Source organism: Deltaproteobacteria bacterium (assembly GCA_013151915.1).
Classification (GTDB): domain Bacteria; phylum BMS3Abin14; class BMS3Abin14; order BMS3Abin14; family BMS3Abin14; genus BMS3ABIN14.
Genome location: JAADHJ010000012.1, coordinates 1 through 17,456, shown reverse-complemented (window position 1 = coordinate 17,456; position 17,456 = coordinate 1). Strand labels below are relative to the sequence as shown.

Here is a 17,456-nt window from a genome sequence, read left to right as displayed (position 1 = left end):
GAATGTTTAATGTTGGCCGGGCCTTGAAGAATTTAACACATAGCGGAAATGAAGTTCCAGCCAATAAAATAATGATCTGTGGAAACCGGCTGTGTGAGTATGGTGTTTTTGCCGAACTGTAACCTCTATGTATCTTTGTCCACCGTAGCCTTGGCGAAGGTGGATGGTCTCTGGACTGTCTCTAAATAACCAGCCGGTTTCGGATGCCCCTGATGGCGAACATGAAGGCGAGGCAGAAAAACCCCGCCAGCCAGGCCATGTCCCCCAGCATATTCCACGAAATATTTCCCATGACCAACGCCCGGCTCACGGTTACACCGTGGGTCAGGGGAAGGAACCAGGCGAACGTCTGGGCCCAGACGGGCAGGTTCCCGAGGGGAAAGAAGATACCCGAGAAGAGAAACATCGGGGCGATGCCCAGAGTGAAGTAATAGGAGAAGAAATCGTAGGATGGGGACTTGGCTGTTACGGCCATGGACAATGCGGCGAAGAGCAGGCCGATAATGAAGGCAAGGGGAAGAGTCAGAATTGCCCACGGGCTCTGGATCAGGCCGAAAAGGGCCATGACTGTGAGCATTGCCGCGCCGGAGAAAAAACTCTTGGTGGCTCCCCAGAGGATTTCACCCAGCACTATCTCGTCCAGGGAAACCGGGGTGGCCAGGATGGCATCGTAGGTCAGTTGCCGGGTCATGCGGGTAAAAGCCCCGAAGGTGCATTCGAAGGTAGCCGCGTACATGGCGGCGGAACACACGAGGCCGGGCGCCAGGAAGGAGATATAGGGAATACCGTTGACGGTGCCCACCATCTTGCCGAGTCCCCATCCCATGGCAAGGAGGTAAAGAAGAGGTTCTCCCAGGTTGCCGATGAGGCTCGCCTTGTAGAAGGTGGTCCAGACGGTGAAATCCCGGTACCAGACGTAGACGGCCCGGAAGGTAAGATCGGGGAGCATGGACCCCGACCGCGGGGTCCTGGCCGGAGGGACGGGAACCACGGGGCCGCTCATTCCCTGAGTTCCCTTCCGGTCATGCGGAGAAATACGTCCTCCAAAGTGGCACGGCGCTGGAGAATGGTTCTCTCCGGTCCGAAGGTAAGCCGGCCCATGAGGGCGGCCGCGTCCGACGTGTAAAGGTAAAGCGTATCGGGGGAGCACTCCACATCGACCCCGGCAAGGCCCTTCCCCCCGATGGATCTGAGACACTCATCCTTGTCTTCCCCGTCCAGGAGCCTGATCTCAAGGACCTCCCTGCCGGCGTATTTTTCAATAAGTTCCTTCGGTGATCCCTCGATGTGTATCTTCCCGTGGTCGATGATCACCAGCCGGGAGCACAGACGCTCGGCCTCGTCCATGTTGTTGGTAGTCAGGATGAGGGTCACTCCCTGGCCCTGAAGGGCGCGCAGCTTCTGCCAGATCATGTGCCGGGCCTGGGGATCGAGGCCCGTCGTCGGTTCGTCGAGGATCAGAACCTCGGGGTTGTTGATGAGCCCCCTGGCTATGAGCAGCCGCCGCTGCATCCCGCCGGAAAGCTGTGTAATGGGACTTTGGGCATACTCCTCGAGTTGGAAAAATTCCAGCATCTTCAGCGCACGGTTTTTTGCCTCTTTTTTAGGAATGCCGTGGTAGCGGGAGTAGATCTGGAGGTTTTCCATTACCTTAAGGTCGGTGTCGAGGTTGTTCTCCTGGGGCACCACGCCGATACGCCCCTTGACCTCTCTGGCGTGGTCTCCCACCTCCATGCCCAGGACGGCCAGGGACCCTTCAGTAACCGGCAGGTGGTTGGTGATCATACGCATGATGGTGGTTTTTCCGGCGCCGTTCGGGCCGAGGAACCCGAAGCACTCCCCGGCCGCGACGGAAAAGGAGATCCGATCCACAGCGGTGAAGGACCCGAAACGCTTGGTCAGATCTGTGGCTTTAAGAACAATATCCATAGTTTTTGGTTCATCATGTAAATGAGTACCTGGAACCAAACGTTCAATGTTGATGACTTCGCAAAAAGTCATGGATGGACTTTTCACGACCCTATCAATGTCCAGAGTCGAAAGTCCAGAGTCCAGAGTAAAAGATCTTCGATACTTCCAAACACATCCCAACCCCCTGTCTCTGACATCAATGTAAACGGGATTGCTTCACGCGGGTGTCGGTTCGCAATGACTGTGCCTGTCACTGCGAGGCCGTTCCCTGTGCCGCGGCAGTCTCGCAGGCATCGCCACTCTTTCCGGGATTGCTTCACACGGCATCTGTTCGCAATGACTGCGTGGGGGTCAACTTCCGCGTTCGCCAAGGCTTCCGTCTACGTCTTTCAAACTACGCCGTGACAAACCGGCGGGACAAGTCGTAGAGGCTGGCCTGGAACCTGGATTCCTTCACCCAGCCCTTGATTGCTCCACTCTGGACCCTGGGCTCTGGACTCTGGACTCTGGACTTTCTCTTTCACGTTGAACTCTGGATACTGGACTCTGGACTTTCTTTTTCACCTTGAACTACGTCCCTTCAGGGACGTGCTTGACACACACTCCCCAAGGGACATCCCTCACACAGAGGCGCCCTCTTTCTGCACCTTTCCTTCCCGTGAATGACGATGAGGGCGTGGTACTCGTTATACATGGCCGTGTCAGGTTCCAGGGATTCGGTGAAAAGATTCTGGACCTCGTTGTATCCGCCCGAACCCTCCAGAAGGCCCAGCCGGTCCATGAGCCTCACGGTATAGGAGTCGACAACGAAGACCGGCCTGTTGAGCGCGTAAAGAAGGATGGAATCGGCCGTTTCGGGCCCGATCCCGTTAAGCCCGAGAAGCTCCCCGCGCAGCGCCTCCGTATCCACCCTCTCCATTCCGGCAATATCGCCGTCATATTTTTCCATAATATATCGACATAAAAGCCGGAGCCTGCGTTCTTTCTGCCGAAAATACCCGGAAGGCCTGATAGCGTCCTGAAGCGTCTCCTCGTCCAGATTGAGGACCCGTTCCGGTTCCAGGGGGGCGACTGCCTTCAGGGAGACAATAGCCCGCTCGACATTGTTCCAGGCTGTATTCTGGGTCAGGATGGCCCCCAGCATGACCTCGAAGGGGGTATCCGCCGGCCACCAGTTCCTGGGTCCGTAGGCATCGAGCAACGCCTGATAGACGTCCTTTGGGGTCGAAGCTTTCGTCACGTCCGGATGACCAGTGTATCCACCAGCTTGTCGTGCCAGGTCTGATTTCTCCGGTCGAAAGCCGCCCATATGAAACCCATGGAGAAGAAGAGAGATGAGAGGTAGTAGCCAAGGGCTCTTCCCAGCGCCCTGCCGTAGGATACGGGTGTGCCGTCGGTTCGGATAACCCGAACCCCGAAGAGCTTTTTCCCCAGTGTCTGGCCGGACTCACCGATGAGGACGGTAAAATAGATGAGGGCCAGAACCGAGGAGACTCCGAAAAACAGGTTGATCCTCATCATGCGGAAAGAACTTCCGGCCCCGGCGTGGTAGGACATGCTGATGAGATCGCTCAGGATGCCGAGGATGAGGTAGTCGGTGAACAGTGCGAAAAAACGCCTGAAAAAGCCCGCCAGCCGGACAGAGGGTGTAGTAACTATGGGGTCGATCTGTATCTCGGGAATAGTCGGCCGATCGCCTGCACGGCTCATGGGTGCCTGACATATTGGGCAATTCGGGGTTCCGTAATCCATGGCGCCGCAGTTGGAGCAGAAGTTTGTTCTCGACATATGGTTCGTTCTCCTTTTTTAATTCATTCTGAAGATGAATACCTGCACCTTGGCCGGGTTGGACCTGAACTACTTATCTCACTACCACCCGTTCGTCACAAAAACCAATGTGACACCGGGTACTTGGAAGCTAATTTCAATATTTTATCTCACGCTCGTTCGTTACACAAAAAAACGTAAAACCCTTATTCCGAACCCTGTGAAGCAGCCTTCCAGGGGCTGCACTATGTTAAATTATCTTTTGACCCTGTCTCCCATATCTCCCCACAGGTACTGAATAATTGCCGCGCCGGCGGTCACGGCTGTCTCGGTTCTAAGAACCCGGGCGCCCATTCCGGCGAGGATGAAGCCCTTTTCTTCCATCATGCGCGCCTCATCGGCGGTAAATCCACCCACCGGTCCTACGACCATCAGGCAGGATCGGGGATGAAGCCCGCTTTCCACCGTCTCTGCAATGTTGGGCGCCTCCCTCGATTCCCAGAAGGCGACAGCCAGATCATACCCGTCGGGGTTTAATGCCTCCAAAGGGATCGGTTCCCGCAGCAGGGGGAATCGAGCTCTCTCGCATTGTTTACAGGTCGAGGCGATAATTCTCGTCAATCTGTCCTTTCGATTCCATGGAGTACGGAGGGCCTTGTCTTCCACTCTCTCGGTGATCAGGGGTATGAACGTCGAGGCCCCCAGTTCAGTGCCTTTCTCAATGGCCCACTCGAACCGTTCGCCCCTGACGATGCCCATTGCGACAGCAAGGTCCAAAGACGGCTCCGGTTCAACCTCCCGGGCCGTGATTTCCAGAACCCCCACCGTCTGGGAGACGGACTGGAAAACCGCATGGTAGATTCCCCCAAGGCCGTCGTATAGCCGGACCCGGTCACCCTTGCTGAGGCGAAGAGCGAGGCGTGCGTGTCGCAGGTCCTCACCCTTCAGAACGGCGGTATTCCCGGTAACACTTTTGGGTTCGATGTAAAATGATCCGGAGGACATGACGGTTCGTTAACCTTGTGGGAGACCCGTAAACAGGCCCGCGACCCAGATATCCTCGGAGAGAATATCATCGCAGTTCAGACCGGCCGCGAAAAAAGCGTCTATTACCGTCTCTTTCTCGTCTTCCATCATGCCCGATGCGATGAGAATTCCTCCCGGAGCCAACACTTTGCAAAGAGGGTCTGCCAGGCCGGTCAGGAGCGATGAGTACAGGTTGGCGGTGATCATGTCATAGGCGCCGGATGCCTTTTCGATGCTGCCCTCAACAACCGTGACCGACTTTTCTACCCCGTTGGCTTTGGTATTTTCCCGGGCCACCCGGACGGATACGGGATCAACGTCCACGGCAAGGACCTCACCAATCCCGAGAAATGCCGCGGCGATGGCCAGGATGCCCGTTCCGGTACCCACATCCAACAGCCTTGACGGAGGTGAAGACCCGATGTGGCGGTCCATGAGCGTAAGGCACATGCGTGTGGTCGCGTGGCTTCCCGTGCCAAACGCCAACCCCGGATCCAGAACGATCTCTTTTCCGTTCTCGGGAGCACACCACGTCGGTCTCACGGCAATACGGTCCGAGATGGCCACCCTGGAGTGCTGGGATCGGAAGGTCTCCATCCAGTCTTCCTCCGGCTCCCGGGTGACCTCCATTGGAATCTCGTCCGGAAGGGCGCCCATTGCGGCCAGTTCGTCGAGATATTGCCGAAGAAGGGGAATAGCCTCCCCGCTGTTGTCTCCGGGCAGATAGGCCGTTATGCCGACGACGCCTCCGGCATCCTCCACGATGACCCCGCGGCCGGTCAATCCGGTCAGAAAATCGGAAACAGCGTCCCCGGAATCTTTTGGGACCACAATGACGATTTTCCTCCAGAATTCAGCGCCCATTTTAAAAACCCCGTAAAAAGTTTAGTGAAGCCGCAACGGAATGCAATACCTGTCGGAGTTTTTGCGAGTCCGACACCTTCAAACCTTAACATAGATTTCCCCATGTCAAAACAGGTTACTCTTCCTATTGTGTATTGCTTAAATGGGTTGGGTTTACTTGACAAGTTTCATGACGGAACGTAGTGTCACTTGTTTGGATATGAGAGGAAATGTCGGATTGCCAAGAGGTTCAATTCAAATTGAAGATTCGAAAAATTCCCACAAGTCGGCAAAAGAAAAGAAGGCGCTTAAGAACGATTCTGAAGGCACTGGCGGGCATGTTTCTGGCCGGCGTTCTGTTCATCGCGGCGGTTTTTTTCTATTTCAGCCTTAAGCTGCCCCGGCTCGAGAGTATTAACGATTACAAACCCGCATTGCCCACGATCATGTACGATCGCGACGGCAACGAGGCCCACCGTTTCTTTACGGAAAACCGGGAGCTTATCTCTATAGACCAGGTGCCCAGGGTGGTCATCAACGCCGTGCTCGCCATCGAGGATTCCAACTACTATCACCACAACGGCCTTGACTACGGGGGCATTTTCCGGGCCTTCATAAAAAACCTGCGGGCAGGACACGTGGTTCAGGGCGGAAGCACCATTACCCAGCAGGTGGCCAAATCCCTCCTCCTGACCAACGAAAAGAAGTACTCGCGAAAAATAAAGGAAGCGATTCTCGCCATGCGGATGAGCAAGCGCTTCACCAAGGATGAGATCCTGGAGATCTATCTGAACCAGAGTTATTTCGGTTCCGGCAGCTACGGTATCGAGATGGCGGCGCTCAATTATTTCGGAAAACATGTCTGGGAGCTGACCCTCCCTGAGACTGCCCTTCTTGCCGGTCTCCCAAAGGCGCCCAGCGCGTACGACCCGACCAGGAACCCTGAAAGGGCGATGGCCAGGCGAAACCAGGTCCTCAGCAGGATGAGGGAGGTAGGCGATATAACCGCCGCGGAAATGTCCGAAGCCCAGGCGGCCCCTCTCGGCCTTCACCCCAAACGTCCGGTCAAGGACGATCCCGCCGCCTACTTCAGTGAGGAGGTCAGGCGCTACATCTACGATAAGTACGGGGAGGATGCCCTCTACCGGGGTGGATTGAAGGTCTACACCACAATGGACAGCGCGCTTCAGGCCGACGCCCAGGCCGCTGTGCGAAAGGGCCTGAAAAACCTTGACAAACGACAGGGCTATCGGGGGCCGTTGGAATTTATCAGCGCTGAGGATTTTGGCGACGCCATCGAGAAGATCCGGGTTGAGAATGGACTCGGTGACGTTGCGTCGGGCACGGCGGGCGAGATTCCATGGGGACCGGATCACATGGCCAAAGCCCTGGTTGTGAGGGTCGACAAGGATGGGGCGCAGATCGATCTTGGGGGGGCCTTGGGATATATTCCTCTCAAACAGATGAAGTGGGCGAGAAAACCGGACCCCGAGGTTGAATACACCCGGGCTGTCCTGAAAAGGGCCGATGATGCCCTGAGCGTGGGATCCCTTATCCAGGTCCGCTACCTTGGAAAAAAGAACAATGAGAACGCGCCCCTGTTTGCTCTTGAGCAGGACCCGGCTGCCCAGGGAGCGCTTGTTTCCATGGACGCTCCCACCGGCCAGATCCTGGCCCTGGTAGGAGGGTATGATTTTTCAAAGAGTGAGTTCAACCGTGCGACACAGGCCCGGCGGCAGCCCGGATCCGCCTTCAAACCCATCGTATACAGTGCGGCAATGGACAATGGGTTTACCCCCTCCTCCATCATCATGGATTCACCCATCATCTACAACGACCCGTCGGTCGACCTGAAGTGGAAACCTTCCAATTACGAGGAAAAGTTCTACGGCCCGACGACGCTGCGCACCGGCATCATCAAGTCCCGGAATGTTGTCACAATCAAACTGGTCCAGAAGCTCGGTGTCCAGGTCGTGATACAGTATGCGAAGCGCTTTGGACTGGACAAGGACTTACCTGAAGATCTTTCCCTTGCCTTGGGGTCCCTTGGCGTCACCCCCGTTGAATTGACTTCCGCCTACACCGTTTTTGCCAACCTGGGGCTTCATTCCTCACCGTGGTTCGTGATGAAGGTGGTGGACCGGGACGGAAACGTCCTGGAACAGGGCGGACCCGAACTTGTCCGTTCCCTGTCCGAGGACACGTCCTATGTTATGCAGAATCTTCTGCGCGGGGTCGTCCAGTCAGGCACCGGCTGGCGGGCCAAGGCTATCAAACGCCCCACGGGAGGCAAGACAGGCACCACAAACGACATGATAGATGCCTGGTATATGGGCTTTACCCCACGCATAGTTACCGGGGTCTGGGTCGGATTCGATGAAGATGCTCCCCTTGGTGTAAACGAAACGGGGTCCAGGGCCGCGGCCCCCATTTGGGTGGACTTTATGCAAAAGGCTCTGGAAGGCCGGCCGGTTCTCCCGTTTCCGCCGCCGCCGCCCGGTATCGAGATGGTCAAGGTTGAACCCAAGTCAGGGCTCCTGGCCGGTCCGGGTGTGGAGAAGTTCATCTATGAGGGATTCAAGATCGGGACGGCTCCAAAGGAGTATGCAAAGGTCCGCAGAGCTAACGGGGCCGGGTCAAACGTCAAGACCTACACACCGGGATATATGCCTCCATCCGACCTTCCGGGCCTTCTGCCGCGGGATTTTTGATGTCCTCTCCCCTGCGCATTGCCCTGGTACTTTTTTTCTCCCTGATTCTCCTACTCGCCCCTTCCGCCCAGTCCGGCGCCGGGACTATCATGATCACGGGTAATGACACGATCCCCGGGACGGCCGCCTCCCTGAACCTTTCTGACGGCAGGTTGATCCTGGGCGACATCGTGAAGGTCTTCTCCCTGCGCACCAGCATGGACCTGCTCGGGGAGAGGCTGGACCTTGTGGGAGACGGAGGTTCCTGCCGTCTCCTGTTGGACTCGCCTCTCGTCCTTTCCAGGGGGCTTTTCGCCGTTCTCACCTCCCCTCTGGGTACTGCAGGGAGTGCCTTGTCGGTGCCTCTGGATTTTCTTACCAAGGTTCTCCCGGCCCTGATCGGGCGGGCCGTTTCCCTCGATGGGGAGGATTCGATGACCGTAGGATCCCCCGGAACCGGGTCCTTCGACGGAATCCCCGTGGAAGATCTGCCCCGGTACGCATCCTTTATCGAGCGTGATAAGTATCAACAACCCGTTGACATCAAGAAGGTCAACCATGGCCTGAGGGTCGTGGTCCTTGACCCCGGGCACGGCGGTCGGAGCAGTGGAGCCCATGGAAACGCGGGAACCGTGGAAAAGGCCCTCGTGCTTTCCGTTACCGAAAAGCTCAAGACCATGCTGGAGGATGATCTGGGGATAAAGGTGGTGCTTACCCGGACCGCCGACTACTTCGTGGGTCTGAAAGAGAGAACCGCCATCGCCAACAACAACCGTGCCGATCTGTTCGTGAGTGTTCACGCCAATGCCGCCTTCCGTGAGGGGGTGAACGGTTGCGAGACCTATTATCTGAGCTTTTCGGCCAGTGATCTGGAAGCATCCCAACTTGCCCAGGTTGAGAACAAGGCGCTCGGGATTAACGGCGACCTGAGGCAAGGGCCTATCCTTGAAGCAATCCTCTGGGATATGGCCCAGCTGGAGTTCCTCAACGAGAGCGGGCAGGTGGCATCCCGTGTTCAAAAGAGCATGGTCAAGACCCTGAACGTTCGGGATCGTGGGGTCAGACAGGCGCCCCTGGCCGTACTCGTGGGCGCCAGAATGCCGGCGATCCTGGTGGAGATCGGATTTATCACCAATCCCGCGGAGGAGATCAACCTTGATCGGGATCCATATCAGACAAGAATAGCGAGGGCCCTCTTTGACGCCATTGCCGACTACAATCGGGCCTTGATTCGCGGTGAGGTCAGGACGGAGAGCCCATGAGGAAAGGTCTCATCATATTCGGAGTTATCCTGGCCTTCGTTGCCGCCGGTATGGCCGGGATCGGCGTCTACCGTTCATGGAAGCACGACAGATCGGGGATCGCCGTCAGCCAAAGGCCCGGGAAGGCCGCGGAGGGGGAGGCGAAGGTAATCGATCTGTACTTCTCCGACGCCGACGACCGGCGCCTTGCCATCGAGCCCAGGGAAATCGGGGGTCGTTCCATCGAGGAAAAGGTCAGGCAGGCCATGGAAGCCCTGATAGCCGGACCTCAAAAGAAGAACCTTTCACCGACCATACCCAAAGGGACAAAAATCCGCGGGATCTATTACAAGGAGGCCACGGCTTTTGTGGATTTCACTTCCGCCATCTCGAATAATCATCCGGGTGGATCATGGACGGAGCTTCTCACCATCTATTCCATCGTCAACACCATCACCGAGAACTTCCCCGAGGTAAAAAAGGTCCAGATCCTCATCGAGGGGCGGGAACCCGAAACGCTCGCCGGCCACGTGGACATAAGCAGACCTCTCCCCGGGCGGGTTCAACTTCTGGCGGGGGAGTGGTAGGCTCCCCGGGAGATTGTTTTGCTTAAACTCGGTATCTTCGATTCCGGCATAGGGGGGCTGACCGTATACCGGGCCATCAGGGATGGTATCCACGGTGTGCCCATCCATTACCTCGGCGATACGGCGCGTGTTCCCTACGGGACAAAATCAGCCGAAACGGTGGTCCGCTACAGCCGGCAGATTGCCTCGCACCTGGTGGATTCCGGCGCCGACACAATAGTGGTCGCGTGCAACACGGCCACGGCCTACGCACTGGAACCTCTTCGCGATTTTCTCACCGTCCCTGTGTTCGGCGTTATCGAACCGGGGGCCAGGGCCGCGGTCCGGACAACCCGAAACGGGATTGTCGGGGTCATAGGCACCCGGGGAACCGTCCTGTCGGGCGCCTATCAGCAGGCTATTTCGGCCCTGGACAAATCCGTGAAGATCACTGCCGTCTCCTGCCCGCTTTTCGTTCCCCTTGTGGAGGAGGGCTGGCTCGATGAAGAGGTGACTTACCGGATCGCCGGGCGCTACCTTAAACCCCTTCTGGAAAAGGATGTGGACACACTCGTCCTCGGGTGTACCCATTACCCTCTTTTAAAGGAGGTAATCTCCAGGGTTATGGGGAAGGGGGTCACCCTTATCGATTCGGCTCGGGAAACCGCGCTGGACGTGAGCAGCCACACGGCGCAAAGTCCGCCGACTCCTGTGAAAAAGAATCAACCGGACCATTTTGAGGTGACCGACTCGCCTTCGCGCTTCACCGAAGTGGGGAAGATCTTTCTGGGAAGGGAGCTTCAGGATGTTTCCCTGGTTGCCCTCGAGCACTGAAACCGGCCGTAAGGCCATTTGAATCAAGGAGTATCAGGTGAGCAAACACAAGGATCTGACATTCAAGCTGGGAGAACTGATAAGGCCTGACGGGCGGAAACCGGATAAGATAAGGGAAATAAAACTGACCAGGCCGTACCAGAAGTACGCCGAGGGCAGTGTGCTCATAGAGATGGGCGACACCCGTGTGGTATGCAGCGCGTCCGTGGATACGCGCGTGCCGCCGTGGCTCAAGGGTACCGGGCGAGGATGGGTTACGGCGGAGTATGCCATGCTACCGCGTTCCACCCAGAACCGTCTCAGCCGGCAGACCATCAACAAGACCGCCGGCAGGACATTCGAGATCCAGAGGCTCATTGGAAGGGCCATGAGGGCGGTGGTGGACACGGCAGCCCTTGGAGAACGCACCATCTATCTCGACTGCGACGTCATACAGGCCGACGGTGGAACCCGGACCGCGGCCATCAACGGAGCGTTTATAGCGCTGGTCGACGCCATCCGTAAACTCAAGGAAGCTAAACGGATCAAAAGGATACCCATAGAGGATTACCTGGCAGCCGTCAGTGTGGGCATCGTGGATCAAAACACCCTGCTGGACCTGTGCTACACCGAGGATTCCCAGGCTGATGTGGACATGACCCTGGTCATGACCGCCTCCGGCCGTCTGGTGGAGGTGCAGGCCGGCGGCGAGGGGACCACCTTCTCCAAAGACGGCCTCAATGACCTCATCGCCGTCGGAGCCAGGGGAATCAAGAAAATCATAAAGTGGCAAAAGGAAATCCTTGGGGAACTCAGATAATCACCAGCGGATTAAAGCCTCTATCACAGCGTGACCGTTCGAAGGTCACAACACGGGGTTTTAAATGAGGGTTTCACAGGTTTTAAACTTCGTGCAACTTCGTTAACTTTGCGGCTCTTTGCGGCAGCACCTGAGAGTGGCGCCCTCCGCGACCCTCTGCGATAAAACCTGTGCTTCAGGGCTGTAACGCAGAGTTACGCAAAGGCGGCTCGCTGGTAGGCCGCATCACGCCAATGGCGTGACAGAGTTTCGCAAAAAAGTCAGGTGAGAGGAATATTTTTTGATTTAATCCTGCCAGCCATAACTTCAGCGACGGCTGGTGAAACTCCGTGCACCCCTGCCTGCCGTGAGCGAACGAAGCGCGCCGAACGGTGTTAAATTAGCTTTCCCACTATTGTGGCTTTAATATTGGTAGGCATTATGAAGTTGGTTATCGCGTCGCGAAACGAGGGCAAAATCGCCGAGATCAGGGCCATGCTGGCCGGGACCGGACTGGATATCCTCTCATTGGACGATTTCCCGGGCCGCCCGCCGGAGGTGGTCGAGGATGGGGACACATTCACGGCGAACGCCAGAAAAAAGGCCCTTGCCGTAGCCGCGTGGTCCGGGGTTTTTGCCCTCGCCGACGATTCCGGGCTCGTGGTGGACGCCCTGGACGGAAGACCCGGCGTGCAGTCGGCGAGGTTCGCTGGAGAGGATGGAAACACGGAGGCCAACAACGCCCTGCTCCTCGATATGATGAAGGGCGTGCCGGAGGGAAGCAGGACAGCCCACTTTCAGTGCGTCATGTCCCTGGCGGCCCCGGACGGGCGTACCTGGGAAACCGACGGCCGGGTGGACGGCGAGATCACGGGCGGCATGGCGGGCGCGGGCGGGTTCGGTTACGATCCGCTGTTTTTCTACCCACCCGCCGGGAAGACCTTCGCCGAGATGGACCCCGGGGAGAAGAACTCGGTCAGCCACCGTGCGGCGGCCCTCAGGAAGATGGCGAAACTTATCCCTTTCCTGCCCTAGGCAGCCCTTGCAAAAATAGAGTAATATTGTACATTACATCGGCTCGGGGCGTAGCGCAGCCTGGTAGCGCATCTGCTTTGGGAGCAGGAGGTCGGAGGTTCAAATCCTCTCGCCCCGACCATTTATGCGCCCGTAGCTCAGCTGGATAGAGCAACGGACTTCTAATCCGTAGGTCGCAGGTTCGAGTCCTGCCGGGCGTACCAATGCAATGAAAAGGTCCTTCCTCTTGGGATGGGCCTTTTTATTGCATTCGCCCTTCAGTATGAGAAACATGTTGCGAGGACAGCAATTAAACCGATGGTGGGTCTATATTGTTCCCAAGGGAGAAAACTTCTATGTGGGAATAACGACAGACCCACATAATCGGTTGAGACAACATGGTTGTCCCGCTTTCTTCTACCTCCAAGGCCCTCTTTCGCAAAAAGAGGCTGTTGCGTTGGAGAAAACCCTCAAAAGCCATAGTCACCTCAAGAAGCGGGACCTCATTTACGGGTCCTCGCAACAATAGTGAGCCTGCCCTGAGAAACGCCTATGGCGTTTTGAAGGGAGTCCTGCCGGGCGTACCATGACAAAAAAAGACCCTCCTGATTTTGGGAGGGTCTTTTTTTTGTCACTGCCTGTTGAGGGAACTCGAACCTCTGGCCGCAAGGCCAATAGTGCCTGTCACACTGTTGGCGGTTTACAATGACCAGCGAAGTCATTGCGAGGAGCATCGAGGGAGACGAGAGTGACGCGGCAATCCCGGCGGCCCCGTTACGGTTTGCCCTTTCCTTTTAACCCCCCACCTGTCAATTTCCATCCAAAAGCCCCCAACCCGGATCCAAAACCGACCATAAACAGGTACCAGGGAAAGTGGTGGGGGACGGTCTGCCTTATCACGGCCTGGCCCGGGATGAGGAACGATAAGATGATGATCACCCCGGCGGCGACCTCGAGGAGCATGAAACCGGTACCCATGTCCAGGGGTTTTCCCCGTTCGCTCCGGATGAGGATGGCGGAACCCGCCAGGATCATTCCAGTGGAGACGACCACGGGTGCCCACACCGGCCCCACCCAGGGGAGGGGCACCAGGAAGAGGATGTCCCAATCGGTCAGGCTCGTGGGCCAGTTCAAGATGGCCTTGAGGGACACGTAGTAGAAGATGTCCCAGACCCCGAACAGGAACATGAAGACGGCAAGCCTGCACTGGAAGCTGCGGTAGGAAAGTTCCGCCACCGCCCACATGAAGACAAGGGTCGTTATTTCTCTTATAATTTCCACCGTCTCGATGTCAGGTTCGATGATAACCGCGGGAAAAGAAAAGCCTGCCGGATAATAGATCTTGCGCAGGTAAACCACAATGGACGCTTCGATGTAACCGAAGGCGATCCCCCAGCAGACCAGCCAGAACAGCTTTCTTCTAAGCATCAACAACCTCCTTTTAGGTTCAGGATAGCGCATTTAAGAACCTCTTGTGTAGCGTGAGGGGCTACACCCCCTCCTCCTTCGCTTCCTTCGACGCGTTACGCTTACTCAGGACAGGCTAAGTTGCACAAAAGAACTGTTTTGAATAAACTCTGTGTAACCCTGCCTGCCGTGAGCGAGCGAAGCGCGCCGAACGGTGTTAAGTTGGCTTTTCACAAAATCCGGTCATCCTTCAGGTACTCATTTCCAGGATGAACCGAAAAGTTTTTGATTGCGCATTAGTCTTTCTTGAGAACAGATGATATGTCTGACGAGACCGGGAAAAAATGGATGGAAATGGAAACAAACTGAAGGAAAAGGAAACCGAGGAGTTGCCGATGAAGAACAAGCTCTCTGATGTTGAATTAGAGACCTATGCGAGACAAATCGTCCTGGAGGAGATCGGCTACGATGGACAGATAAAGATCAGGAATGCCGGAGCAGCCATTATTGGAATGGGTGGTTTAGGGACGCTGATCGCCCAAAAGCTCGTTGGGATGGGTATCGGACATTTGCGAATGGTCGACAGAGATATCGTTTCCCGTTCAGATCTGCACAGGCAAAATCTCTATGATGCTGATTCACTGGGGCGGCCCAAGGTTGAAGTGGCGCTCGAAAAATTGGGAAGATTAAACCCCGACGTGACATTGGAGACGATTCCTGAATCCCTGAATTCAACCAACGTGAATGAATTGATCGGCGGTATGGATGTTGTCCTGGATGGTCTTGACCAGCCTGAGCCTCGCTATCTTGTCAACCGGACCTGCAATAAGCTGAAAATACCTTACATTTTTGGCGCTGCGATACAGACCCTCGGAAACGTGTCTACCTTGGTGCCCGGCCGCACCCTTTGCCTTGAATGTTTCATGGGCGGTCTCAAAAATGAAGACCTGCCGAAATGCGGTGTCGTGGGTGTCCACCCTTCCATCCTGGGCATCGTGACGGCCATACAGGTTTTTGAGGCGGTCAATCTCATTGTCGGCCGTGAGCCGAAACTATTGAACAAACTGCTGTACATCGAGCTTGGAGAATTGAAATTCCATACGCTGGAATTGGCTCCCCAGGAGGATTGTCCCGTGTGCGGTATCAACCCATCGGGAGTCCCGAAGCCGTTGGCCGAAAAGTTTTTTGAAGAAACGTGTGCAAGGGATGGGCGCAGGAATTTTATTATTTCACCTGTAAAACGAATTGAAATTCCTCTTGACCATGTGGCGGGTTTGCTCAACGAGAAGGGCTTACGTATAAGATCATCGGGCATTTTCGGCGTAACCTTTGACCAGGCTGAAGGTGTTACCGTCAGCATCCTCAAGAGCGGGGTTATGATCGCACAGGCGGCTCCAGGTGTGAAATCGGATATCAGGGAAGATGTACTTGAGATCTACAAGTCCATCCTTGTAGATGGTCTGGGATTATCAGGCGAAATTGTTCCGGAGGAGTAAGGCCTCCCCCGGTGGGGCACTAAACTCCTTATCTCACCACCCGTTCGTCACGCCTGCTTGTCACGCCGTAACTTAAGTGAAGGCGGACAGACGCAATGACCCGTCTATGTCCTTCGGACTACGACATAGCGGGCAACTCTGTCTTTTAGGAAATTAGTCCGAGTTTGTCCACTGAATCACGGATTATTACGGTAGCCAGGATCAAGTCCCTGATCAGTTGTTCGGTGATATCCAGCAGGCCTTCGTACTCTCCGCGATTGCGAAGGCCATGACAGTGAGCCAGGATACGCCACACCTCTGGTCCCACTCCGAGGGTGTGTGGTAAGCACTGAAAGACAATATACCGATTGTCGGAGCGATAACCATTCCAGCGTAAAGCTGCTAGGGAAAACGCATGAGCAGCGTTATACACAAGGTCGAAGCGGCTTTCTATTGACAAGGTTTCCCGACAGGCGTCATCGAGCCGTATTCGCCCTGAATGAACCAGTCCGTCAAACTCCGTCTGGTCGCCCGGCTCTTTTTTGAGTTGGCCGATATCTACCAGCTTTTCAAGTTTCAGAGATGTCATTTTCCGTTCCAATCAGGAATATCTTCGGCTGTGCCATGACCCTTTTTACAAAACCACTGTCTGTGCCAATTCTTTTTCTGAACTCGGACATGCTGAAAAGTGTGGGATTAACAGTCCGCTCCAGTTTTAATTCAGCCTGGGGGATGACCGACATGATATCCGGGTAAGCCAAGCGGTCAGAAATGATCATAATATCTATGTCACTGTTTGCATGATCTGTGCCTTTGGCTACAGAGCCAAAGATAAATGCGACCTTGATTTTCTCTGAGAACGGTTCCAGATCTTTTCGGAGGAGGTCCGATAAGCCGAAGGTTTTGAGGGCAAGGCTACACAGTTCCTCGAAAATGGGGGATTCCCGGTTAGCTTGGTAATGTTTCTGATTGCCGATCTTCTCGACAGTTATGATGGTGGCCCTGGAGAGCTTTTCCAATTCCCTCTGGACAGTACCGACCCCTACGCCGGCGTGCCGGACGATCTCCCTGGTGTAAAAACTCCTGTCAGTATTACCAAACAGCAATCCCAGCACTCGGCGCCGAGTTTTGGAAAACAACAGGACCTCTCCTAGTCCAACTGTTCCCGTCATTTTCGTTCCCATAGTAGGAACTATAGTACCCAAGTTAAGAACAAGCAAGCAGAAAATGAACCTCAAACTGTATTTGCTGTCATTGCGAGGAGCATCGAGGAAGACGAGAGTGACGCGGCAATCTCATGCGGAGCTGAAAAGATAGACGGAAGCAATCCCGAAGGTCAAAAGCTAATTTATCCAAGTCACGCCGATGGCGTGACTTGGAGGTCACTTCACAAAATCAGATTCTCATCAGTCAGATCCTTTATCATTGCCCGTGATCCGTACTTTTGGTAATATTTGTACAAAAGATACAAAAATGTTGCAGGGAGGATCGTGTGGAAACGAAAAACAGAAAGGATGCCAAACAGTATGGTTCCGATGCCATCGACACAAGTGTCGCAAGGGACAGCCTGTCCGATACCCTGAACCGGGTATTATACGGCAAGGAGCGCATTGTCATCCGCCGTCATGGGAAGGATGTCGCCGCCCTGGTCTCCATGGAGGATCTGAGGTTGTTGGACGAGATCGAGGACATGATGGATCTCGAGGATGCCCGCGCGGCCCTGGCCGAAGCCGAAGAAAAAGGAACGATTCCCTGGGAAAAGGTAAAAGAAGACCTGGGGCTTTGACCCGTGTCCCGGTACCGTATCGAGTTTGCACCTGTGGCAGTCAGGCAGCTTGGGTCACTCCCCGTAAAGCTCCAACGCAGGGTCAGCACAAAGATCGATGCCCTCGCGTCTGATCCCG

At 55.6% G+C, this 17,456-nt stretch carries 17 protein-coding genes and 2 tRNA genes; 10 read left to right on the top strand and 9 right to left on the bottom strand.

The genetic code is table 11. The features are described from left to right. Positions 1–181: 181 nt before the first annotated feature. The 6 genes from GXP52_03310 to GXP52_03285 form a co-directional block, all read right to left on the bottom strand. Positions 182–1,003, bottom strand: coding sequence for an ABC transporter permease (locus GXP52_03310; protein ID NOY86314.1), 822 nt, complete (start codon positions 1,001–1,003; stop codon positions 182–184). After that, entirely contained in the window at positions 1,000–1,929 is a 930-nt protein-coding gene (locus tag GXP52_03305) for an ATP-binding cassette domain-containing protein (protein NOY86313.1), read from the bottom strand. The genes GXP52_03310 and GXP52_03305 overlap by 4 nt, the downstream gene beginning before the upstream one ends. A 562-nt stretch (positions 1,930–2,491) precedes the next feature. Continuing rightward, complete coding sequence (locus tag GXP52_03300) at positions 2,492–3,220, bottom strand: endonuclease III domain-containing protein (GenBank protein NOY86312.1); 729 nt, start codon at positions 3,218–3,220, stop codon at positions 2,492–2,494. After that, complete coding sequence (locus GXP52_03295) at positions 3,148–3,699, bottom strand: RDD family protein (protein ID NOY86311.1); 552 nt, start codon at positions 3,697–3,699, stop codon at positions 3,148–3,150. Before GXP52_03295 ends, GXP52_03300 begins: the two co-directional genes overlap by 73 nt. A gap of 234 nt (positions 3,700–3,933) precedes the next feature. After that, entirely contained in the window at positions 3,934–4,683 is a 750-nt protein-coding gene (locus GXP52_03290) for a 16S rRNA (uracil(1498)-N(3))-methyltransferase (protein ID NOY86310.1), read from the bottom strand. Positions 4,684–4,692: 9 nt separating this feature from the next. Beyond that, on the bottom strand, positions 4,693–5,568 hold the full coding sequence (locus GXP52_03285) for a 50S ribosomal protein L11 methyltransferase (protein NOY86309.1): 876 nt from the start codon (positions 5,566–5,568) through the stop codon (positions 4,693–4,695). Positions 5,569–5,807: 239 nt separating this feature from the next. Here GXP52_03285 and GXP52_03280 point away from each other — a divergent pair, with 239 nt between their 5' ends. From GXP52_03280 to GXP52_03245, 8 genes are all read left to right on the top strand, one after another. Then, entirely contained in the window at positions 5,808–8,258 is a 2,451-nt protein-coding gene (locus GXP52_03280; protein NOY86308.1) for a PBP1A family penicillin-binding protein, read from the top strand. Next, positions 8,258–9,499 carry an N-acetylmuramoyl-L-alanine amidase gene (locus GXP52_03275; GenBank protein NOY86307.1) on the top strand — a complete coding sequence of 414 codons (1,242 nt, stop codon included), beginning with the start codon at positions 8,258–8,260 and terminating at the stop codon, positions 9,497–9,499. The genes GXP52_03280 and GXP52_03275 overlap by 1 nt, the downstream gene beginning before the upstream one ends. Further along, a complete protein-coding gene (locus GXP52_03270; protein NOY86306.1) occupies positions 9,496–10,065 on the top strand; it encodes a GerMN domain-containing protein in 570 nt (189 codons plus the stop codon). Before GXP52_03275 ends, GXP52_03270 begins: the two co-directional genes overlap by 4 nt. A gap of 12 nt (positions 10,066–10,077) precedes the next feature. Next, positions 10,078–10,878 (top strand): glutamate racemase, encoded by an 801-nt coding sequence (locus GXP52_03265; GenBank protein NOY86305.1) that lies wholly within the window; start codon positions 10,078–10,080, stop codon positions 10,876–10,878. Between the two features lie 76 nt (positions 10,879–10,954). Beyond that, on the top strand, positions 10,955–11,677 hold the full coding sequence (gene rph, locus GXP52_03260; protein ID NOY86304.1) for a ribonuclease PH: 723 nt from the start codon (positions 10,955–10,957) through the stop codon (positions 11,675–11,677). A 420-nt stretch (positions 11,678–12,097) separates the two neighbouring features. Beyond that, the gene (locus tag GXP52_03255; protein NOY86303.1) at positions 12,098–12,691 is read left to right on the top strand and encodes an XTP/dITP diphosphatase; all 594 of its coding nucleotides are present in this window, start codon (positions 12,098–12,100) and stop codon (positions 12,689–12,691) included. A gap of 44 nt (positions 12,692–12,735) precedes the next feature. After that, a tRNA-Pro gene (locus GXP52_03250) sits at positions 12,736–12,812 on the top strand. A gap of 5 nt (positions 12,813–12,817) precedes the next feature. Further along, positions 12,818–12,894: transfer RNA gene (locus tag GXP52_03245), tRNA-Arg, on the top strand. A 550-nt stretch (positions 12,895–13,444) separates the two neighbouring features. Here GXP52_03245 and GXP52_03240 read toward each other — a convergent pair. Continuing rightward, positions 13,445–14,101, bottom strand: a complete 657-nt coding sequence (locus GXP52_03240) for a hypothetical protein (protein ID NOY86302.1) — start codon at positions 14,099–14,101, stop codon at positions 13,445–13,447. Between the two features lie 320 nt (positions 14,102–14,421). On the opposite strand from GXP52_03240, the gene GXP52_03235 reads away from it, so the two are divergent. Next, the gene (locus GXP52_03235) at positions 14,422–15,573 is read left to right on the top strand and encodes a HesA/MoeB/ThiF family protein (GenBank protein NOY86301.1); all 1,152 of its coding nucleotides are present in this window, start codon (positions 14,422–14,424) and stop codon (positions 15,571–15,573) included. Positions 15,574–15,718: 145 nt separating this feature from the next. Here the strand turns inward: GXP52_03235 and GXP52_03230 are convergent, their stop codons facing one another. Beyond that, entirely contained in the window at positions 15,719–16,141 is a 423-nt protein-coding gene (locus tag GXP52_03230) for a hypothetical protein (GenBank protein NOY86300.1), read from the bottom strand. After that, positions 16,122–16,757 (bottom strand): transcriptional regulator, encoded by a 636-nt coding sequence (locus GXP52_03225; GenBank protein NOY86299.1) that lies wholly within the window; start codon positions 16,755–16,757, stop codon positions 16,122–16,124. The genes GXP52_03230 and GXP52_03225 overlap by 20 nt, the downstream gene beginning before the upstream one ends. Before the next feature lie 335 nt (positions 16,758–17,092). Between GXP52_03225 and GXP52_03220 the strand changes: the two genes are divergently transcribed. Next, positions 17,093–17,338 (top strand): type II toxin-antitoxin system Phd/YefM family antitoxin, encoded by a 246-nt coding sequence (locus tag GXP52_03220; protein ID NOY86298.1) that lies wholly within the window; start codon positions 17,093–17,095, stop codon positions 17,336–17,338. The last annotated feature ends 118 nt before the right edge of the window (positions 17,339–17,456 follow it).